Annotated in this window: 13 protein-coding genes; 9 read left to right on the forward strand and 4 right to left on the reverse strand. The window is 72.2% G+C overall.

Annotation, left to right across the window (positions count from 1 at the left end; all coding sequences use genetic code 11):
* Positions 1–10: 10 nt before the first annotated feature.
* The 4 genes from MQP27_RS21405 to MQP27_RS21420 form a co-directional block, all read right to left on the reverse strand.
* Positions 11–6,964, reverse strand: coding sequence for a type I polyketide synthase (locus tag MQP27_RS21405; protein ID WP_242766898.1), 6,954 nt, complete (start codon positions 6,962–6,964; stop codon positions 11–13).
* A gap of 235 nt (positions 6,965–7,199) precedes the next feature.
* Positions 7,200–8,870 carry an FAD-binding protein gene (locus tag MQP27_RS21410; RefSeq protein ID WP_242766899.1) on the reverse strand — a complete coding sequence of 557 codons (1,671 nt, stop codon included), beginning with the start codon at positions 8,868–8,870 and terminating at the stop codon, positions 7,200–7,202.
* A gap of 126 nt (positions 8,871–8,996) precedes the next feature.
* Entirely contained in the window at positions 8,997–10,172 is a 1,176-nt protein-coding gene (locus MQP27_RS21415) for an NAD(P)/FAD-dependent oxidoreductase (protein ID WP_242766900.1), read from the reverse strand.
* Between the two features lie 34 nt (positions 10,173–10,206).
* Positions 10,207–10,860, reverse strand: a complete 654-nt coding sequence (locus tag MQP27_RS21420) for a TetR/AcrR family transcriptional regulator (protein WP_242766901.1) — start codon at positions 10,858–10,860, stop codon at positions 10,207–10,209.
* Between the two features lie 115 nt (positions 10,861–10,975).
* On the opposite strand from MQP27_RS21420, the gene MQP27_RS21425 reads away from it, so the two are divergent.
* The 9 genes from MQP27_RS21425 to MQP27_RS21465 all read left to right on the forward strand — a co-directional run bounded on the left by MQP27_RS21425 (position 10,976) and on the right by MQP27_RS21465 (position 20,995).
* Positions 10,976–11,626 carry a TetR/AcrR family transcriptional regulator gene (locus MQP27_RS21425; RefSeq protein ID WP_242766902.1) on the forward strand — a complete coding sequence of 217 codons (651 nt, stop codon included), beginning with the start codon at positions 10,976–10,978 and terminating at the stop codon, positions 11,624–11,626.
* Positions 11,627–11,825: 199 nt separating this feature from the next.
* Positions 11,826–12,020: a ferredoxin gene (locus tag MQP27_RS21430; RefSeq protein WP_242766903.1), complete on the forward strand. Its 195-nt coding sequence runs from the start codon at positions 11,826–11,828 to the stop codon at positions 12,018–12,020.
* Positions 12,021–12,039: 19 nt separating this feature from the next.
* Complete coding sequence (locus MQP27_RS21435; protein ID WP_242766904.1) at positions 12,040–13,266, forward strand: cytochrome P450; 1,227 nt, start codon at positions 12,040–12,042, stop codon at positions 13,264–13,266.
* Positions 13,260–14,057, forward strand: coding sequence for an SDR family NAD(P)-dependent oxidoreductase (locus MQP27_RS21440; protein WP_242766905.1), 798 nt, complete (start codon positions 13,260–13,262; stop codon positions 14,055–14,057). Before MQP27_RS21435 ends, MQP27_RS21440 begins: the two co-directional genes overlap by 7 nt.
* A 23-nt stretch (positions 14,058–14,080) precedes the next feature.
* Entirely contained in the window at positions 14,081–15,244 is a 1,164-nt protein-coding gene (locus tag MQP27_RS21445; RefSeq protein ID WP_242766906.1) for an amidohydrolase family protein, read from the forward strand.
* Positions 15,245–15,281: 37 nt separating this feature from the next.
* Positions 15,282–16,493, forward strand: a complete 1,212-nt coding sequence (locus MQP27_RS21450) for a M24 family metallopeptidase (protein ID WP_242766907.1) — start codon at positions 15,282–15,284, stop codon at positions 16,491–16,493.
* Positions 16,483–17,607 (forward strand): M24 family metallopeptidase, encoded by a 1,125-nt coding sequence (locus MQP27_RS21455; RefSeq protein ID WP_242766908.1) that lies wholly within the window; start codon positions 16,483–16,485, stop codon positions 17,605–17,607. Before MQP27_RS21450 ends, MQP27_RS21455 begins: the two co-directional genes overlap by 11 nt.
* Before the next feature lie 77 nt (positions 17,608–17,684).
* Positions 17,685–18,656, forward strand: coding sequence for an enoyl-CoA hydratase/isomerase family protein (locus MQP27_RS21460; protein WP_242766909.1), 972 nt, complete (start codon positions 17,685–17,687; stop codon positions 18,654–18,656).
* Positions 18,653–20,995 (forward strand): CaiB/BaiF CoA-transferase family protein, encoded by a 2,343-nt coding sequence (locus MQP27_RS21465; protein ID WP_242766910.1) that lies wholly within the window; start codon positions 18,653–18,655, stop codon positions 20,993–20,995. Before MQP27_RS21460 ends, MQP27_RS21465 begins: the two co-directional genes overlap by 4 nt.
* The last annotated feature ends 10 nt before the right edge of the window (positions 20,996–21,005 follow it).

A 21,005-nucleotide genomic window follows, 5' to 3' on the forward strand; every position in this document is an offset into this window, starting at 1 on the left:
CGGTCGCATCTCACCAGCCCGAGGCGGTGTAGACGACGGCCCCGGCCGATTCCTCGCCCCAGGCGAGCTCGCGCAGGAGTGCCGCGGTGCCTTCGTCGGGGTCGATGAGCCGGATGCCGCGGCGGGCGTACTCACGGCCGAGTTCCGGGGTCACCATGCCGCTGTGGCCCTCGGCCGGCGCCCAGGGCCCCCAGTGCACGGTCAGGACCCGGCGTCCGGTGCGGGCGGCCCAGGCGGTGCCCAGGGTTTCGAGGGCGTCGTTGGCGGCGGCGTAGTCGGCCTGGCCGCGGTTGCCCAGGACGGCGGAGATGCTGCCGAACAGCACGGTGAAGGCAGGTCCGTTGGGCATGCCCTCCAGCGCGGCCAGCAGGGTTTCGGCACCGCAGGTCTTCGTGCTGTACACACGCTCGAAGGACTCGGCGCTCTTCTCGGCGATCAGCCGGTCCTCGATCACCCCGGCCGCGTAGACCACGCCGTCGAGGCGGTCGTACTCGGCGTAGGTCTCCTTCACGGCCTGGAGTGCCGCGTCGGGATCGCGGAAGTCGACGGCGTGGTAGCGGACTTGGCTGCCCAGCGCCGTCAGTTCCGCGACGGTGGCGGCTATCTCCCTTTGCGCCAGCAGGAGTTCGGCTCTTCGGTTGATCTCGGCGGGGGCCAGGCCGCCCTGGGCGGCGAGCGCCGCGCGCAGTTCGGCCGGGGTGCGGGCGTCGGCCGTCGCCGGGTCCTCGGGTCCGGCCGGGGCGGGTGTCCTGCCGAGCAGTTCGATACGGCAGCGGGATGCCGCGGCGAGCGAGGCGGCCACCTTGGCGGTGATACCGCGGGCTCCGCCGACCAGCAGCACCACCGAGTCCCGGTCGAGGCCCAGCGCGGCGGCCTCGGCGGCTCCGTCCCCGGCCGGTCCGGCGCCGTTGGTGGCCAGGGGGCCGAGCGGGGTCTCGACCAGCTCAAGTCCCTGCCGGCCGGACGCGGAGCGCAGGACGACAGGGGCGTCCGACCCGGAGATCAGCAGTTCGGCCAGCAGCGCGTCGGCGACCGTCCTGGACGAGGTGTCGTCGAGGTCGACCACCCGGGCGACCGTCTCCGGATACTCGCGGGCGATGGTACGGAACAGGCCGTGCAGCCCGGCCGAGCGGATCGCGCCGGAGGGTCTTACGGCGATCAGCCGCCCTGGGGTGCGGCGGAGCGCGGCCTGCAGCACGGGGAAGGCGGTGGGCAGGACCGGCAGGCCGGCGGGGCTGAGGGCGTCGAGGTAGAGGATGGCGTCCACCGGGGTGCCGGTCTCCGAGAGCAGGTCGTCGGCGGTGACGTGGTGGGCGTCGGCGCCGTGCGCGGTGAGCCGGGCCAAGGCCTCGCGGGCCGTGTCACCGCCGTCGCCGACGAGGAGGATCCGCAGGCCGGTGAGCGCGCCGGTCGGGTCCGCCGGGCCGTCGCCGTCCTGGTACTGCAGGCGCACGGGTCGCAGCTGGAGACGCTTCGGCGCCACGCCGGTCACCGGCGCGGGGTGCTGTGTCACATCGTCGGTCGTGGACGTCGGCCGCGGTGCTTCCCGCGCCTCCTCGGCCGGGTCGCCCGCGGGGAGGCGTGCCGCGAGCCATCCGGTCACCGAGGCCGCCGTACGGGCCCTGGCCAGCTCCTCCAGCTCCATGTCGTCCAGCGCCGTGACGTCCGCGCCCCCGATGCCCAGGCGCTTGGCCAGCTCACCGGCGATCTCCGCCCGCTTGATGGAGTCGATGCTGAGGTCCGCCTCCAGGTCCAGGTCGGGCTCGATCATGTCGACGGGATAGCCGGTGCGCTCGCTGATGATCTCCAGGACGACCTGTTCGAGGTCGGTCGCCGGAGCCTCGACGGCCGCGGCGGCTTCCAACTCCGGTTGCGGCATGACGACTTCGGCGACCGGCAGCGGCTGGGGAGCCGCCGGTGCAACGGGCGGCGTCCCGGGCGTCGCCCCGAAGTAGGTGAGCAGCACATCGCGCTGGGCGGCCACCATCTCGCGGCTGGTACGCAGGAATTCGCTGATCAGCGCGTCCCGGTCGGCCGTGCCGGGGACACCCTGCGGATGGTTCGTCGTCACTGTCGTCTCCACGACGCGTCGGGCCGGCGTCAGGGCGCCGGGAAGGAAGTCGCCTGCGGCGGTACGGACCAGCTGTCCGTCGACCGTCCAGCCGGGCCGTACGGGTGCGGGAGCGCGGCTCGCGTCGACGGCGTCACGGCCGCGGAAGAGCCGTCCGGTGCTCACCGGCACTCCGGTGACGGCCAGCCGGGCCAGGGCGTCGAGCCAGCCGCGCAGGCCGGCTCCGGCGTGCGGCTCGCAGGCGATGGTGCGGTGCGGGCGGTCGCCGAGGATCTGGGAGACCAGCCGGGTCAGCACGGTGCCGGGTCCCGCCTCGACGAAGGTCCGCGCCCCGGCCGCGTACATCGCCTCGATCTGCTCGGCGAAACGCACGGGTGCGCCGATCTGGGCGGCCAGTTCGGTCCGTACGGCGTCCGCGTCGTCGCCGTAGACGGCGGCGGTGCGGTTGGACCACACGGGGAACTCGGGGGCGTGGACGGTCTGTTGTGCGAGGGCCTCGGCGAAGCGCGCTCCGGCATCGGCGACCAGGGGGCTGTGGAAGGCGCAGGCCACCGGGATGCGTTTCGCGCCGAACCCGGCGTCCCGCAGCAGTCGTACCGTGTCGGTGACCGCCTGCGTCGGACCGGAGATCACCGTCTGGCGCGGGGCGTTGTGGTTGGCGACGACGACCGAGGCGGGGGCGCCGCGCTCGCGCAGGGTGCGCTCGACGTCCTCGGCGCCCGCCTCGACCGCGGCCATGGTGCCCGGGTCGTCGGTGCCGGTGGACGCGAGGATGGCCGCCGCGCGCTCGCCGCTCAGCCGCAGCAGTGCCTCCGGGCCGACGGCACCGGCCGCGCACAGGGCGACGAGTTCGCCGTAGCTGTGGCCGGCCGCCATGTCGGGCCGTACGCCGACCGCGGTGAGCAGGGCGTGGGCGGCCAGCCCGGCGATGCCCAGCGCGGGCTGCGCGGCCCGGGTGTCGGTGAGGGCGGCCCGGTGGCGGTCGCGGGTGGCGTCGTCGAAGGCGGCGGACGGGTACAGCACGTCGGCGTGCTCGCGGCCGAGCTGGAGATAGTGCTGCAGCTCGGGGAAGGCGAGGAAGACGTCGGCGAGCATTCCGGGGCGCTGACTGCCCTGGCCCGGGAAGAGGAAGGCCACCTTTCCCACGGGCAGGGCGGGTTCGTCGCTCGTACTGTCCGCCTGTGCGGGCACGGCGCCACGGAACCGGTCCGCGGACGCGCCGGATTCTCGGTCCGCGAGATGGATGCCCGCCGCCGGGTCGTGCTCGCCCGCCAGCGCCCTGCGCAGTTGGGCGAGCAGGCCGTCCGGGCCGTCCACCGAGGTCGCCACCACCGCCACCTGGACCGGGCCCTGGCCGGCCTCGGCGCGGCGGGACGCGGTCAGGGCGAGGTCGCGCAGCCGCCAGGGGCGGGCGTCACCGGTGTCGGCGGCCGCCAGGAGGGCCTCGATCGCGCGGTGGGCCGTCGCCGTGTCCCGGCCGCGGAAGGTGAACAGCTCGGCGGGCCAGACGTCGAAGCCGTGAGCCGACGGTACGGGATCGTCGTAAGCGCCCAGCACCACATGGAAGTTGGTGCCGCCGAAGCCGAACGCGCTCACCCCCGCGAACCGCCCGGCCACCGGGGCGGCCCAGGGCCGTGCCTCGGCGTGGAAGACGAAGGGGCTGCCGTCCTCCTGCCACGCCGGGTTGGGCCGGTCGATGTGCAGGGTGGGTGGCCTGACCCCGCTGTGCAGGGCGAGGAGGGTCTTGATCAGGCCCGCGAGTCCGGCGGCGCACTTGGTGTGCCCGATCTGCGACTTGACCGAGCCGAGCGTGCAAGCGCCCGGCTGTGCCCCGGCGTCAGTGAACACCTCGCTGAGGATGGTGAGTTCGGTGCGGTCGCCCACGACGGTTCCCGTGCCGTGCGCCTCGACGAGGCCGACGTCGGCGGGTGAGACGCCCGCGTTGCGGTACGCCCGTTGCAGCGCGGTTCGCTGGCCCTCGGGGCGGGGCGCGGTCAGGCCGAGCGAGCGGCCGTCGCTGGAGCTGCCGACTCCCTTGATCACGCCGTAGATACGGTCGCCGTCGCGTTCGGCGTCGGCCAGGCGCTTCAGTACGACGCAGGCGACGCCCTCGCCGAGCGCGATGCCGTCGGCCGAGCCGTCGAAGGCGCGGCAGCGTCCGGTCGGGGACAGGGCGTGCACGGAGGAGAAGAGGACGTAGTCGTTGATGCCGTTGTGCAGGTCGGCGCCCCCGCACAGGACGACGTCGCTGGTGCCGCCGACGAGTTCCTTGCAGGCGACGTCGACGGCGGCGAGCGAGGAGGCGCAGGCCGCGTCGACGGTGTAGTTGGCGCCGCCGAGGTCGAGGCGGTTGGCGATGCGGCCCGAGATGACGTTGGAGAGCATGCCGGGGAAGGAGTCCTCGGTCAGGCGGGGCAGCTGCTGTGCGACGCCGTCCGGGAGCTGCCCGTAGTACGCGGGGAGGACGGCCCGCAGGGTGGTCGCGTTGGAGAGGTCGCTACCCGCCTCGGCGCCGAAGACCACGGAGGTGCGCGTACGGTCGAACTCCCGTCCCTGTTCGCCGTATCCGGCGTCGTCCAGGGCTCGCCTGGCGGCTTCCAGGGCGAGCAGCTGGACGGGTTCGATGCTGCCGATGGAGGCGGGCGGGATGCCGTAGCGCAGCGGGTCGAAGGGGATCCGCGGCAGGAAGCCGCCCCATTTCGAGACGGTGGCTCCGGTGCCGTCCTCGGACCAGTGCACGGCCGGGTCCCAGCGCTCGGGCGGCACCTCGCCGACGGCGTCGTGGCCGGCGAGGATGTTCGCCCAGTAGGTGGCGAGGTCGGGGGCGTCCGGGAACATGCAGGCCATGCCGACGACAGCGATGTCGAGCGGGGCGGGCGCCTCGGGGGCGGTCCGCGCGTCCTCGCCCAGGCGGGCGCGGACGGCGCGTGCCCGGGCGGTGAGCAAGTCGGCGGCTTGGTCGGTCACCGAGCGGTGGAGGGCGGTGAGGGTGGTGGTCGCCGAGCGGAGGACCGCCACCTCGCCGGCCATGAACAGGCCCTCGGCGAGGCTGCGTTCCTCGTCGACGGAGGTCAGGGTGCCGTCCGCGGCGCGCTCGACGCCCTTGCCGGCGATGCGCAGCCGGCCGACGTTGAGGCGTTCCAGCTCTTCCCAGATCTGCCGGTCGGGCACGCCCCGGGCGCGCAGTTCGGCCTCGAACTCCCGGTAGCCGTCGGTGAAGGGGCTCGGCACGCAGCGGGTGGCGTGTCCGGGTGCGGTCTCCAGCAGGGTGGTCGCCCGCGCCCGTACGGCCTGCTGCTGGAAGAGAGGCTGGATCGCCCCGCAGGTGACCGCTTCCTCGGTGAACAGGTAGGCGGTGCCCATGAGGACGCCCACGCGGGCGCCGCGCGCGGTCAGGGGTGCGGCGAGGGCCGCGACCATCGCGGCGGACCGCTCGTCGTGGACGCCGCCGGCGAAGAACACCTCGACGGCGGCCGCGGTCTCGTCATCCGTGCCGTCCAAGTAGTCTTCCAGTACGGCGAGTTGGGCTTCCCAGAGGGGGAAGCTCGCGCGCGGTCCGACGTGGCCGCCGCACTCGGAGCCCTCGAAGACGAACCGGCGTGCTCCGGCCTCCAGGAACTGCTTGAGCAGTCCGGGCGAGGGCACGTGCAGGAAGGCGCTGATGCCGGCCCGCTCCAGGGCCTCGGCCTGGGCCGGACGTCCGCCCGCGATGATCGCGTGCGTGGGCCGCAGTTCGCGCACGGCGTCCAGCTGGGCGTTCCTGACGTCCTCCGGCGCGAAGCCGAGGATGCCGACGCCCCAGGGCCGGCCGGCCAGGGCGGTGCGGGTTTCGGTGAGCATGGTGCGGGTTTGTTCGGGGCCGGCGACGGCGAGCGCGATGAAGGGCAGGGCGCCGTCCTCGGCGACGGCGGCGGCGAAGCGTGCCTGGTCGCTGACGCGGGTCATGGGGCCCTGGGCTACGGGGAGTCGGGTGCCGAGCGCTGCGCTGAGCGGGGAGCCGGGGCGGAGAGTCGCGGCGGGGGTGTCGTCGCGTACGGCGTCTCGTATGGCGTCGGTCAGGGCGCGAAGTGTTCGGGCGGTGGTGTGCCAGCGGGTGGCGAAGCGGGCGGCCAGGAAGCCGTCTTGGCCTACCGGGAGGGGCAGATCCGTGGTTTGGCGGCTGCGGGTTGTCGGGGGCTGGTCGCGCCCACGCGGCGGAGCCGCAAATGTCACAGCCCCGCGCCCCTTAGGGCGTCGCAGTGCACGGTAGCCAGACACCACCGTCGTTTCCGAACCATCCATGGAGCGGAGAATGGTTGCCGTTGCCTCCGGTAGGCCTGACTCGGCCAGCAGGGCCAGCTGACTGTCCAGGACAACCCCGGCCGCGCCGCCCACCACCGCCGCTGCCGCAGTGTGCGGGCCGATGCCGCCGCACGCCCACACCGGGACGTCCACGGTGGGTTCGGCGAGGAGTTGCTGGAGCAGGACGTAGGTCGTGAGTTCGCCGATGCGGCCGCCGCTCTCGCTGCCCCGGGCGATCAGGCCGTGGGCTCCCGCGGCGATCGCCGCGAGTGCCTGGTCGAGGTCCGTGACCTCGACGAGCACCCGGTGGTCGGCGGCCGTGTCGTCGATACGCCAGGGGGCGTCGGCGCCGAGGATCACGGTGTGGGGGCCGCCGGGGACAGTGAGTTCGGCGGGCTCGGTCCGGCAGTGCGCGGTGATGCGCACGCCGAAGCGGCCGGGTGTCCAGTGCCGGAGTCGTGCCAGCGCTTCTCTGGATGTCCGGTCGCCGGGACCCAGGTCGAGGACTCCGAGCCCGCCGGCCCGGGTGACGGCGGCGGCGAGCCCGGGGTCGGGCTCGCCGAAGGGGGTGATTCCGATGATCAGGTCTTCGGCGCACACGGCAGATGTCATGATTCTCCGAATGAACGGTGAAACTGCGTGGTGGGGGGATTGAGCCCAAAGACAGCGAATTGAATCGCGAATGCGCGTCTCGTCCGTTTTCCGTGACGCGTCGCGAGCGGTTTTCGTGGGGAAACTGCTTGGAAACTAGACCCGCGGTAAGGCGGTGGTCAACACCGTATGTGATTCCTTTACTTGGCAGGCGGTTCCGCAACGCGCCGGAAACACAGGTGCTGTCAGGGAAAAGTCAGGGCCGCGTCAGGGATGTGGCGTGATCAGCGGCGATATAGCCGAAAACCGCCGATGCGGCAATGCTGGCCCCGGCACCCAGGTACTTTCGCCCCATTACGGACGCGGTGCAGTTGCCGGTTGCGTAGAGGCCCGCTATCGGCGCTCCTTCGGTGTCGAGGACGCGCGCGAATTCGTCGCAGAGAATTCCCCCGCTGGTTCCGATGTCGCCGGGATACAGGGCCACCGCATAGTAGGGCGACTTCGACACCAGACCGAGGCAGGGATTTGGGCTGTGGGTCACGTCGCCGTAATACTTCTCGTGGTCTCCTTCGCCCCGGTGGAAGTCCTCGTCGACGCCGGTCTCGGCAAAGCGGTTGAAGCGCTCGACCGTCTTGAGGAGGCCTCCGGCGTCGATGCCGCACCGGCGGGCGAGTTCTTCGAGGGTGTCGGCGCGTTTCATCGCGCCGCTGGTGATCCACTCCGTGGGTGTCCGGCCGGGCGGGGACATGCCGAACGGGTAGTGGCCGCGGTGCCGGGAGTCGACGACGAGCCAGGAGGGCACAGCGCCGCCGGACTCCAGCTCGTGCGCGTACATCTGCTGGCCGGCCTCCTGGTAGGCGACCGCCTCGTTGAAGTAGCGCCGGCCCTGCGCGTCGACGACGATCGCGCCCGGCTTGCTGCGCTCGGACAGGCACATGGCGGGGGTGCCGTCGGGCATCATCCACGAGGGCATCCACCAGGCCTCGTCCAGCATGTCCGTGGCGGCACCCCGCGCCATGGCGATGCGGATCACCTCCCCGGTGTCGCCGGGGTTGGCCGAGGTCCAGGTGGCCGAGGTGGGCCGCCCTCCCCCGTACTCCTCGCGCATCTCCGCGTTGCGGGCGAAGCCGCCAGCGGCCAGCAGGACGCCGTCCCGGGTCCGGACCCGCACCTCACGGCCGTTCTGCCGCAGGGCCGCGCCGACGACCCGGCCGTCCTCCACGACGAGGTCGGCGAGCGCGGACTCCAGCCACACGTCGGCGCCCTGACGCAGCAGCACCTGGAGGAGGCGGGCGGTCAGGGCGGCCCCGTTGGTCACGAGCCGCCGGCGGCGGATCCGGCCGAGGGCCGTACGCATCCCGACGCGGGCCAGGACCGCGAGCCCGATCCGGGTCCGCATCAGCATCATGGGGCCGGCCTCACCGGTGTAGACGGTGAGGCCGCCCGAGAATCCGAGGCGGATCCGGTCCCCCCACGGCCCGAGCCGGTTCTTGTCGAAGGCCTTCGCCTCGATCGACCTGCCGCGCGCCGAACCCCCCTCGCAGCCCCGCACGCCGGAGTAGTAGTCGCTGTAGCCCTCGCAGCGCCGGAACTCCACGCCCTCGGACTCCAGGAAGTCGACCATCTCGACACCGGCGCGGAGGTAGGCCCGCCGGCGGGCGTCGGACGAGGCCGGTCCCGCGTCGCCGACGACGGTCTCGAAGTAGCGCAGTGCCTCGTCGAACGAGTCGGAGACGCCCTCGCGGCGCATGAGCGGGTTGTGGGGCAGCCACATGACGCCGCCCGACATACAGGTGGACCCGCCGAACCTGTCGGTCTTCTCCACGACGAGAACGTCCTTGCCGAGCGCGCGTGCCCGCACCGCTCCCACGACGCCCGCACCGCTGCCGACCACCAGGAAGTCCGTCACATGATCCCAGCCGGTCAATGGACCTGCCTCCTCCACTCCTCGGATGCGGACAGGTGCGCCAACCGTAGGTGCGGGCGATCAGCGCACCGGCTTCGCGCTCCCGCTGAGTGGAACAGGCCGACCGAGTGGAACGGGGACCGACGTCTAGGGCCTCGCGACGTCCGTCCAGGGCGCCCGCGCCGCGATGTCCTGCCGCCATCGCAGGAGCGCCTTGGGCGGCATGCCGACCGCGAGCGCGCCGACGAGCCGGTCGCCTCCCCGGTAGGCGGCCACGAACCGACGCTCCGTCAAGTCGCCTTCCACCACGGTGACTTCGTCGTAGCCGCGCAGCCATCCGTACGCCTGGACGCGCATGTCGTACTGGTCGGACCAGAAGTACGGCACCGGCGCGAACGGCTTGGAGCTCTCCGGCCGCAGCAGGTTGCGCGCGGCGGCCATGGCCTGCTCGGCGGCGTTGGTGCGGTGCTCGACGCGCATCGGGACGCCGAACAGGGGGTTGTGCCAGCGCGCGACGTCACCGGCCGCGTACACCTCCGGTGCGGCCCGGCAGTACTCGTCGCACACCACGCCGTCGGCCACGGTGAGCCCGCTGCCCGCCAGCCATTCGGTGTTCGGCCGGCAGCCGACCGCGACGAGCACCGCGTCGCCGCGCACCGTCTCTCCGTCCGCCAACCGCACGCCGTCCGGGGCGACTTCGGTGACCGCGACGCCGCAGCGCAGGGTCACTCCGTGGTCCAGGTGCGCCTGGGCCAGCACCTTCCCGACGGACTCCCCCACCGCGTGCGCCAGCGGGACGGGGGCGGGTTCGAGGAGGACCACCTCGCAGCCGCGGGAGCGGGCCACGGCGGCGGCCTCCGCACCGAGGAAGCCGGCCCCGACCACGATCAGCCGGCGCCCGGGCCGCAGTTCCTCGCGCAGCGCGAGGGCGTCGTCGAGGGTGCGCAGGACGTGGGCGCCGTGCCCGGGAAGGCGTCGGGGGCGTACTCCGGTGGCGACGACCAGTGCGTCGTACGGCAGTTGGGTCCCGTCGGTCAGGTGTACGGCACGGCCGGTCGCGTCCAGGCCGGTGGCCGGGGTGTGCGGGCGGAAGTCCAGGCCGAGTGCGTCGAGGGCGGTCGCGGAGCGCAGGGCGAGACGGTCGGCGGGCCACTGGCCGGTGAGGAGTTGCTTGGACAGGGGCGGGCGGTCGTACGGCGGACGGGACTCGTCGCCGAGGAGGGTGAGCGTGCCGTCGTACCCCTCGCGGCGCAGGGTCTCGACGGCGGTGAGGCCGGCGGCCGAGGCGCCCACGACCACGATCCGGTTCGGTTCAGCGCGCATGGGCATCCCGCCTTCTCGGTAGGGGAGTTGCCGGTCAGGGCTCGTGCGTCACCGGTGACTGCCACAGCGCGACGATCGCGTCGACGAGGCCGGTGGCGGCTTCGTGCCAGGTCGGGCGGAGCGGGCGGGCGCCGGCGGCGAGGGCCCGTTCCCGCTCGACGCACATCTGCACGATCAAGTGCCGTGTCATGACGGCACGTTCGGCCCGCACCCCCTCGGACAGGTCCGGCACACAGCGCGTCAGGCCTTCCTCCGCGGCCCGCAGGCCCGGGGAGACGGCGTAGAACTCCTCCTCCGCGACCGTGTAGAGGGCGGGGTCGGCGGAGACCTGGGCGATGAATCGGGCGTACCAGCTGGGGCAGCCGAGTTCCTCCTGGTGCTCGGTGACGGAGCGGACGGACAAGTCCACCCAGTCGCGCAGGTCCGCGGAGTCGCCGATGTCCTCCAGCATCCGCATGCGAAGGACCTCGATGCGTTCGGCGTGTCTGCGAATGAGGGCCCGCACCACGTCCGCCTTGGTGCCGAAGTGGTAGACGACCGCGGTGTTGTTGCCCTGGCCTGCGGCCTCGCTGATCTGGCGGTTGCCGACCGCGTGCACCCCGTGCTCGGCGAACAGGCGCTCCGCCGCGTCCAGCAGTGCCTGCCGGGTCGCCCTGACCTGCTCGTCCCGCCTGGTGCCGCTCGCCATCCCCACCCCCGTGTGCGGTCCTCACCCCCGTGTGCCGTCGCGCCCCAAAACTTAAATCACCCGATTGATTTCTGTCCAGTGTGCGGCGGTGGACCCTCCCGGTACGGTGGTGGCCATGGCGGGGAGAAGTGTCCGGGCCGAGCAGGTCCGCGCGACCCGGGAGGCCATCCGGACCACCGCGGAGCGGCTGTTCGCCGAGCGCGGGGTCAACGCGGTGTCGAACCGTCAGATCAGTGAGGCCGCGGGGCAGGGCAACACCGCTGTCGTCGGGTACCACTTCGGCACCAAGGCGGACCTGGTCCGGGCGATCGCCCACCACCACACCGAGCGGCTGGAGCGCGTCACCGAGCGGTTGCTGGCCGAGACCGGCGACTCGGCCGAACTGCGGGACTGGGTGGCCTGCCTGGTGCGGCCGACGCCGACCTATCTGGCGGAGCTGGGCAGTCCCACGTGGTTCGCCCGGTTCAGCGCGCAGGTGATGGCCGATCCGGCCCTGCACGAGATCGTCGTGGACGAGACGCTCAGCGCTCCCGTGTGGCGGCGGATCCTCACCGGTCTGCACCGCTGCCTGCCGGAGCTGCCGGCCGAGGTGCGGGCCGAGCGGATCGCCATGACGCGGCACGTGATCCTGCACATGTGCGCGGACCGCGAGCGCGCCCTCGCGCTGGGCACCCCGACACCCCGGGCGAGCTGGCACGACGCGGCCACCGGCATGATCGACGCCATCGTCGGGATCTGGACGGCACCGGTCACCGAAGGGTCTTGACGGTCCGTCAGCCCTCTTCACGGAACCCGTCCACCTGTCTCAAGAGATTTTGAATCAACCGATTGACTTAGCTTCTGAGCGGGAGTTCACTCGGAGGCGCGGTCGACGGAGCCGGGACGGGTTCCGGCCGCTCAACTCCCTTTTCCCACACGGTCGATACGAAGGCTCCGCCGTGCCCGCGGCGACGAGGAGCGGCCCCGTGAAAGTAACCGTCGAACAGGACAAGTGCGTTGCGGCCGGCCAGTGCGTGGCCACCGCGCCGGACGTGTTCGACCAGCGCGACGAGGACGGAGTCGTCGTCCTGCTGACCGAGGAGCCGGCCGCCGATCTGGCCGACGACGTCCGGTACGCGGCCGCCGTCTGCCCGGCGCTGGCGATCCACATCGAAGACTGACGACCCCCCGAGGATGACGATGTCCGACGTACTTCCCGAAGCCGAGGCGCCCGAGTGGCCGATGCCGCGGGCGGCGGGCTGCCCGTTCGACCCGCCACCGGCGCTGCGGGCGCTCACCGACGACAAGCCGCTGGCCAGGGTGCGGATCTGGGACGGCAGCACACCCTGGATCGTGACCGGTCACGCCGCCCAGCGGACCCTGCTCGGCGATCCGCGGGTGAGCGTCGACGAGCGGCTGCCCGGCTTCCCGCACTGGCACGAGGGCATGGCGGCCGCCGTCGAGTACCGCCCGCGGTCCGTCTTCAACTCCGACGCCCCCGAGCACACCCGATACCGCCGGATCATGACGGGACCCTTCACCCTCAAGCGGGTCGAGGCGCTGCGCCCCACCATCCAGAAGATCACCGACGATCTCATCGACCGGATGCTCGCCGGGCCGAAGCCGGCCGACCTCGTCGAGGCACTGGCACTGCCGCTGCCCACGCTGATGATCAGCGAGCTGCTGGGGGTGCCGTACGAGGACCACGACTTCTTCCAGGAGAACGCGGCCCGCGGGATCGCCCACAACGTGTCCGCCGAGGAGAGCATGCGCACCTTCGGGGCGCTCAACGGCTACCTGGTCCAGCTCGTCGAGAAGAAGGCCGCCGAACCCGCGGACGACGCCCTCTCCGACATCGCCGCCCGCGTCAACGCAGGCGACATCACCGTCGCCGAGGCGGCCATGATGGGCCTCGGGCTGCTCATCGCGGGGCACGAGACCAGCGCCAACATGATCGGCCTCGCCACCGCCGCGCTCCTGGAACACCCCGAGCAGCTGGCACTCCTGCGCGACACGGACGACCCGAAGGTGGTGGCGGGCGCGGTGGAGGAGCTGCTGCGCTACCTGGGCATCATCCACGGCGGCCAGCGGCGCATCGCCAAGGAGGACATCGAGATCGCCGGCGAGACGATCCGGGCCGGCGAGGGCATCATCATCGAACTCTTCAGCGCCAACCGGGACGCCGACGTCTTCCCCGAGCCCGACGTGATGGACCTGCGCCGGGCCAACGCCCGGCACCACAACGCGTTCGGCTTCGGCATCCACCAGTGCGTCGGACAGCAACTCGCCCGCGTGGAACTCCAGATCGTCTACTGCACGCTCTTCCGCCGCGTCCCCACCCTGGCCCTCGCCGTGGAGCGCGACGAGATCCAGTTCAAACACGACCGGCTCGCCTACGGCGTGTACACGCTGCCGGTGACATGGTGAGCGCGCCGGCCGCGGGGACGGTCGCCGTGGTCACGGGCGGTGCCTCGGGCCTCGGGCGCGCGAGCGTGGAGCGGCTCCTGGCGGACGGGGCCCGGGTCGTCGTGGCCGACGTCGACCGGGACGCCGGCGAGGCGCTGGCCAAGGAGCTCGGGGCGGACGTGCGGTTCCGGTACACCGATGTCGCGGTCCCCGAGCAGGTCAGGGACCTCGTCGCCGTCGCCGTCGGCGAGTTCGGCGGGCTGCACCTGATGGTCAACAACGCGGGCGTCTCCGGCGCGATGCACGCGAGCCTCCTGGAGGAGGACTTCGCGGACTTCCAGCGCGTGCTGTCGGTCAACCTGCTCGGCGTGATGACGGGAACGCGGGAGGCGGCCCGGCACATGGCGGCGCACGGCGGCGGCTCCATCGTCAACATCAGCTCCGTCGGCGGTGTGCAGGCCGGCCCCAGCGTGCTGACGTACCGCGCCTCGAAGGCGGCCGTCATCCACTTCACCAAGTGCGCGGCCCTCGACCTCGCCGAGCACGGCATCCGCGTCAACTGTGTCGCGCCGGGCGGCATCCCCACCGGGCTGCTGGCCTCCGCGACCGCGACCGACGAGATGACCGACCGCATCCGCGCCCACATGGCGGCCATGCAGCCGCTGCCGCGCCCGGGCACCCCCGAGGACGTGGCCGAGGCCGTCGCCTACCTGGGCGGCGACCGCTCACAGCACGTCACCGGAACCGTGCTGACCATCGACGGCGGCACCACCGCGGGCCTCAAGCCGACGCGGCCCGCCCCGGCTCCGTAGGACCGAACCAGGGAAGGACGACGATGTCCAGCCAGGCAGACACGCTGTACCCGCCCGAGGGACTGGGCGCACCGAAGGACCGCCAAGGCCACACCGGCAGCGACCTTCACCTCCCGCCAGGAACCGAGATCTTCTCCGCCGACAACCACATCTCGCTCGCCGAGGACATCTTCGTCGACAGGTTCCCCGAGCGGCTCAAGGACCAGGCCCCGCGGATCTGGTACGAGGACGGCGCCTACGAGCTCGGCATGGGCGGACAGTCGTTCCTGCCCAAGGAGTTCAGCAGCGTCCTCATGCAGTACGACCCGCTGACCGGTTCCGGCTCGAACAACATCGAGGGCCGGATGGCGGAACTCGCCTCCGACGGCATCCAGCGGGAACTCGCCTTCCCCAACGCTCTGTTGGCGATGTTCTTCTACCCGGACCCGGAGGTCCGCGAGCTCACCTTCCGCATCTACAACGAGTACGTCGCGGGACTGCAGGAACGTGCCGAGGGCCGCTTCTACGGCGTCGGGCTCATCAACTGGTGGGACGGCAAAGGCGCGCGCAGGACCCTGGAGGAGCTGAAGGGCTACGGGATCAGGACCTTCCTCATGCCGATGAATCCGGGCAACGACCTGGAGGGCAACCCCATCGACTACGCGAGCACCAGGATGGACCCGGTCTGGGAGGCCATCGAGGAGTCGGGGCTGCCGGTCTCGCACCACATCGGCGAGAGCACGCTGAAGTCCCCCTGCGAGTCCAACGCGATCGCCGTCGGCATGGTCGTCAACGTGTCGCCGTTCCGCGAGGTGTGGGCGAAGTACGTCTTCAGCGGCATCCTCGACCGCCATCCGGGCCTGCGCGTCGGCTGGTTCGAGGGCGGCGCGAACTGGGTTCCCTCCGCCCTCCAGGACGCCAAGCACATCCTCGCCTCCTACCGGCACATGCTGGACCGGCCGTTGGAGCACGACGTCCAGTACTACTGGGACCACCACATGTACGCGTCCTTCATGGTCGACCCGCTCGGGCTGAAGCTCCTGGAGGACATCGGGGTGGACCGGGTCATGTGGTCCGCCGACTACCCGCACAACGAGAGCACGTTCGGCTACTCCGAGAAGTCGATCGGCCTGGTCGTGGACGCCGTGGGACCGGAGAAGGCGGCGCGCATCGTCGGCGGCAACGTCAAGGAATACCTCGGCCTGTGAGGCCGTCCGGACCCATGACCTCGCAACGGAGGCGGCGATGACCGTCATCGACATCCCGGCCGAACCCGACCTGGACCGGATGAGCCGGGAACGCGGCGCACGGCTGCGGGCGGCCATGACCGACCAGGGCGTCGACGCTCTGGTCCTGCTCGGCAACACGGCGGTGAGCTATGCGACCGGGGTGAGCTGGCCGCTGGGCGACTCCGGCCTGGCCCACGCGGACCGGCCCGTCGCCGTGGTGGTGGCGGACGACCCGTGGCCGCACCTGTTCATGCCGTTCCGCGAAGGCACCCCGGGCGAGCCGTCACTGCCCGCCGACCATGTCCATCCGCCGGTCTATCCGGAGTACGACGAAGGGGTACAGAGCTTCGCCGCCGTTCTCGCCGAGCTGCTGCCGGAGGGGGCGCGGGTCGCGGCCGACGAGCTGACCGGTGCGATGCGCAGGGCGGACAAGGCCCTGTTCCCGGGCGGGCCGCCCGGCGACGCCTCGATGGTCCTGGCGGTGGCCAAGCTGATCAAGACCCCCGACGAACTGGCCTGCATCCGCACGGCGTTGCGCATCACCGAGCGGGCCATGGCCGGCATCGAGGGCTCGCTCGCGCCGGGCATGCGGCAGATCGACCTGTCGGCCGGCTTCGTACGGCAGGCCTACGAGCACGGCGCCCAGGCCAACGTCCTCGACCCCATCTGGCAGGTGATGCCGAACAGCAGGGCCGAGGGCGTGTGGACCACCCACGGCGACCTCGCCCTGCCGCTGCTGACGACCGAGCGGGAGCTGGCCGCGGGCGACGTGCTGTGGACCGATGTGAGCATCACGTACGCCGGGTACTGCTCCGACTTCGGCCGGACCTGGATCGTCGGCCGGGATCCAGATCCGCGCCAGCGGGCGCAGTTCCGCAAGTGGTGGGACATCCACTCCGCGGTGAAGGACGTACTGCGGGCGGGCGCCACCGCCTCCGACCTGACCAGGGCGGCCATCGCCGCGAACGGCGGCACCAAGCCCTGGCTCCCCCACTTCTACCTCGCCCACGGCATGGGCGTGGACCCCGCCGAGATGCCCTTCGTCGGCACCGACCTGGGCGAGGAGTTCGACGAGCAGCTGGTCCTGGAGGCCGGCATGGTGCTCGTCCTCGAACCGGTCGTCTGGGAGGACGGCACCGGCGGCTACCGCAGCGAGGAGGTTCTCGTGATCGAGGAAGAGGGCTTCACGGCCCTGACCGACTATTCCTACGCCCCTTATGGCGACTGAGGTCCTGCCGGACGACCGGGCTCTCCGCGTCGGGCGGCGGGAGCGCGCGCTGGCACAGATGGCCGCCCATGACCTCGACGTCCTCGTGCTGGGACGGGAGGCCAACGTCCGTTACGTCACCGGCACCCGGAGCCTGTGGACCGCGGGCACCCGCCCCTTCGCGCCCGCTGCCGTGCTGGTCCGCGCCACCGGCGCCGTCCACGCGCTCATGACCTGGGACGAGGGGCTGCCCGACGACATCCCCCGCGAGCACCTGTACGGCCTGACCTGGAACCCGATGAACTGGGTGACGGCGCTGCAGGGCATCGAGGGCACGGGCACCGCCCTGCGAGTCGGCACGGACTCCATCTCGCCGCTGTTCGCGCAGCTGCTGCCGATGGCCTGTCCCAAGGCCGAGCTGGTCGACGGCGAACCGGCCATGCGGGCCGCCCGCCGGGTCAAGACCGCCGAGGAGATCGTGGCGCTGCGCGAGTCCCTCGCGGTGGCCGAGGCCAGTCTGGCCACGGCGGTCGCCGAACTGCGCCCCGGCGTCACCGAGCAGCACCTCACCGGCGTCCTGCTGGAGGCTGCGGCCGCCGGCGGTGTGAGCACTCCGGCGACGCAGGAGGTTGCCTGGGTGACCTCGCGGGATCACCCCTGGCGCAAGGCCGGCACGGACGGCCGGGTGGGCCCGGGCGACCTCGTCGCCTTCACCTCGGGCGTGGTCGCGGGCGGCTACATCGGCGAGGTCGGCCGCACCTGGCCGGCCGACGGCGGGAACTCCCCCGACACCCGTGCGCTGTACCGGCGTTGGGCCGACCTGTGGGGCGGTCTCTACGACGCCTGCCGGCCCGGAGCCCCGGCCGCCGATCTGCTCGCCGCCTACGACACGGCGGGTGAACCACTGCCCCCGATGCCCGTCGCGCGCGGCCTCGGCCTGGGCTTCGACCCGCCGGTCGTCGCCTCCGGCCTGCCGCAGACGGCGGCCGAGGAACGCCTCGAACCCGGCATGGCGCTCGCCGTGACCGGCTACGTCTGGCAGGAGGGCGTCGGAGCCGTCCTGGGCCGTGAGGCCGTGCTCATCACCGCCGACGGGGCCGAGCTGCTCACGTCGAGTCCCCACTGGAAGCCGTAATCCCCGCGCGGGGCAGGACCGACCGCTCCGGTCCTGCCCCGCGCCCCTGCACGCGGCCGGGAAAGGAACCCCCGCACATGGCTGACAGCACGCGTCCCTCCGCGGAAGAGATCATCCGCTACGAGAAGGACCCCAAGACCAGGATCGCCACCCTCACCCTGGACCGGCCCGACGCCCTCAACGCGCCGACCGCGGCGGCCCGGCTGCGCTTCGCGGACCTGCTGCACCGGGCCAACGTCGACGACGAGGTGAAGGTCCTGGTGATCCGGGGTGTCGGCGACGACCTCGGCTCGGGCGCCGACATCGCCGAGACCATGGAGATGCACGCCGCGCCGACGGCCGGACCGCTCCTGGCGGAAGAGGGCATCGGCGAGGACGAGGACGTCCGCTATCCCCCCAAGGGCTCCTACCGCTACGGCGGCACCCCCTCCCAGTGGTACGCGAACCCCCGGGGCGGCTGCCGGAGCCTGCAGGACTTCAAGAAGATCAGCATCCTGGAGGTCAAGGGCTACTGCTACGGCTGGCACTTCTACCAGGCCGCCGACGCCGACCTGGTGATCTCCTCCGACGACGCCCTCTTCGGCCACCCCTCCTTCCGCTACATCGGCTGGGCGCCGCGGATGTGGAGCTGGGCGCAGACGATGGGCCTGAGGAAGTTCCAGGAGATGGTCTTCACCGGCCGCCCGTTCACCGCCCGCGAGATGTACGAGTGCAACTTCCTCAACTCCGTGGTCCCGCGGGCCGAGTTGGAGGCGGAGGTGGAGAAGTACGCGCTGGCCTGCGCGCGCACCCGGCCGACCGACACCGTGTTCATGCAGAAGGTCTTCTTCGAGATCTTCAAGCAGCACCAGGGCGAGTACATGGGTTCGCTGCTCACCGGTCTCTTCGAGTCGATCGGCGGGATCGCCCGGGCCGACGGCAACGACCTGATGCTCGACGAGGAGACGGTCGACGGAGGCATCGCCAACGCGGTGCGCGGCAACGACGACCGCTTCCCTCCCGACTTCCGGCTCAGCAAGTCGGGCCGCAGGCGCGGGAACGAGTCATGACCTCCCCCGAACCGCCGCTCGGCGACTGGGTCGTGGCCGACCTCTCCACGGGCATCGCCGGCGCCTACTGCACCAAGCTGCTGGCCGACGGCGGCGCGCAGGTGGTCAAGGCCGAGGCCCCGGAAGGCGATCCGCTACGACGGTGGTCGGCGTCCGGCGCCCCGATCCAGCCCGGCCGCGACGGGGCCCTCTTCAGCTTCCTGGCCTGCTCCAAGGAGAGCGTCGTGGCCGAACCGGACCTGGTGCGGGAGCTCCTGGAGTCGGCGGACGTTGCGGTGTGGTCGCCGGGCTCACCGCTCGACCCGCGGGAGATCCACCGCACGTACCCTCATCTGGTCGTCACCTCGATCACGCCGTTCGGGCTCGACGGGCCGTGGCGGGACCGTCCGGCCACCGAGTTCACCCTGCAGGCCTGGTCCGGCGGGATCATCGGGCTGGGGCGGGGCGACCCGGAGCGGGCGCCGGTCTGCGTGGGCGGACAGGCCGGCGACTGGACCTCGGGCGCGTACGCGGCGGCCGCCACCCTGGCCTCCCGTATGCGCGGAGGGGGTGAACTCGTCGACCTCTCCATGCTCGAGGCGCACATCATGACGTTCACCTATCACCCGGTGACCTTCTGGGAGATGCTCGGGCGTCCCTGGCAGCAGGCACGCAGGCTCAACATGCCGGGCGTGGCCGCCGCCAAGGACGGCCTTGTGGCGCTCGGGTGCGCCACGGCCCAGCAGTTCTTCGACCTGTGCGCGATGGTCGGGCACCCGGAGTGGATCGACGAGGAGAACCCCTTCTCGATCGTCGCGCGGGCCACCGAGGTGGCCCCGGTGATCCAGGAGTGGATCGCGGCCCGTACGACCGCCGAGATCCGCGAGCTCGCCACGGCGTTCCGCATCCCCAACTCCCCCGTCGTCAACGGCGCGAGCGCCGCCTCCATGGACCACTTCGACGCACGGGGCACCTTTCTGCGCAACCCGCGCGACGGCTTCCTCCAGCCCGGCCCCCCGTATCGCCTGCACCCGGACGTACTCCGCCCGCCCGGTCCGGCCCCGCGGCTCGGCGAGCACACGCCGAAGCGCCGTACCGCCCGGCGGGCCGCCGAGCCGGGCCTGTCCTTCGGCGGTCTGCGGGTCCTGGACATGACCGCCTTCTGGGCCGGCCCCTCCTGCACCCACGCCCTCGCGATGCTCGGTGCGGAGGTGATCCACCTGGAGGCCACCGCGCGTCCCGACGGGACCCGGCTCATCGCCGGGGTGCCGCCGAGTGTGGAGCAGTGGTGGGAGCGGTCGCCGATCTTCGCGGGCCTGAACACCGACAAGAAGAGCCTGACGCTCGACGTCCGGACCGAGCGCGGCCGAGAGGTGCTGCGGCGGCTGATCGAGACCTGCGACGTGGTGGTCGAGAACTACACGCCCCGGGTGCTGGACCAACTCGGCCTGGACTACGAGGCGATACGTGCCGTGCGCCCCGACGCGATCGTGGTGCGCATGCCCGGCTTCGGGCTCGACGGGCCGTGGCGCGACAACGCGGCCTTCGCCTTCGTCATCGAGGACGCCTCGGGCCTGACCTGGCTGACCGGCCATCCCGACCAGAACCCCGTCGAGCCCTACTCGATCGGCGACCCCAACGCGGGCCTGCACGCCCTGGTCGGCCTGCTCCTGGCGCTGCAGCACCGGCGCCGCACCGGCGAGGGCATGCTGGTGGAGGCGGCCATGGTCGACGCGGCCCTCAACGTGGCCGCCGAGCAGGTCATCGAGCACTCGGCGTACGGCGCCCTGCTGGAGCGGGCCGGCAACCGGGGGCCGTCCGCGGCCCCGCAGAACCTCTACCGGACCGCGGACACCGACGAATTCGGCGGGAACGACTCCTGGGTGGCGATCGCCGTGGCCACCGACGAACAGTGGCAGGCACTGTGCGAGGCCCTGGGCCGACCCGACTGGACGACCGACCCCGACCTCGCCACCGCCGCGGGACGGCGCGCACACCACGACACCATCGACGCCCACCTCTCCGCCTGGTGCGCCGAGCGCACCGCCGACACCGTCGTCGACGGCCTCTGGGCCGCCGGCGTCCCGGTGGGCAAGGTCCTCCAGCCGCACCGCCAGGCCGAGTTGGAGCAGCTGCGCTTCCGCGGCTTCTTTGAGGAGGTCGACCACCCCGTGAGCGGCAGGGCCCGCTACAGCACTCTGCCGGTACGGCTGTCCCGGGGCCCCGAGCGCCACCATGTGCGCCCCGCCCCGCTGCTCGGTGAGCACAACCGGGAACTGCTGGCCGGACTCGGGCTCTCGGAGCGGGAGATCGCCGCGTTGGAGTCCGACGGGATCATCGGCCGGGCACCGGCCCGGTAGGCGACGTACA

This window comes from Streptomyces cylindrosporus (genome assembly GCF_022698165.1).
GTDB classification, from domain to species: Bacteria; Actinomycetota; Actinomycetes; order Streptomycetales; family Streptomycetaceae; genus Streptomyces; species Streptomyces cylindrosporus.

Bases quoted from the DNA above. Each gene is read 5' to 3' on its own strand.
- MQP27_RS21445 (WP_242766906.1), top strand. From the start codon at position 14,081: ATGTCCAGCCAGGCAGACACGCTGTACCCGCCCGAGGGACTGGGCGCA.
- MQP27_RS21435 (WP_242766904.1), top strand. From the start codon at position 12,040: ATGTCCGACGTACTTCCCGAAGCCGAGGCGCCCGAGTGGCCGATGCCG.
- MQP27_RS21440 (WP_242766905.1), top strand. From the start codon at position 13,260: ATGGTGAGCGCGCCGGCCGCGGGGACGGTCGCCGTGGTCACGGGCGGT.
- MQP27_RS21450 (WP_242766907.1), top strand. From the start codon at position 15,282: ATGACCGTCATCGACATCCCGGCCGAACCCGACCTGGACCGGATGAGC.
- MQP27_RS21425 (WP_242766902.1), top strand. From the start codon at position 10,976: ATGGCGGGGAGAAGTGTCCGGGCCGAGCAGGTCCGCGCGACCCGGGAG.
- MQP27_RS21455 (WP_242766908.1), top strand. From the start codon at position 16,483: ATGGCGACTGAGGTCCTGCCGGACGACCGGGCTCTCCGCGTCGGGCGG.
- MQP27_RS21405 (WP_242766898.1), bottom strand. From the start codon at position 6,964: ATGACATCTGCCGTGTGCGCCGAAGACCTGATCATCGGAATCACCCCC.
- MQP27_RS21460 (WP_242766909.1), top strand. From the start codon at position 17,685: ATGGCTGACAGCACGCGTCCCTCCGCGGAAGAGATCATCCGCTACGAG.
- MQP27_RS21420 (WP_242766901.1), bottom strand. From the start codon at position 10,860: ATGGCGAGCGGCACCAGGCGGGACGAGCAGGTCAGGGCGACCCGGCAG.
- MQP27_RS21415 (WP_242766900.1), bottom strand. From the start codon at position 10,172: ATGCGCGCTGAACCGAACCGGATCGTGGTCGTGGGCGCCTCGGCCGCC.
- MQP27_RS21465 (WP_242766910.1), top strand. From the start codon at position 18,653: ATGACCTCCCCCGAACCGCCGCTCGGCGACTGGGTCGTGGCCGACCTC.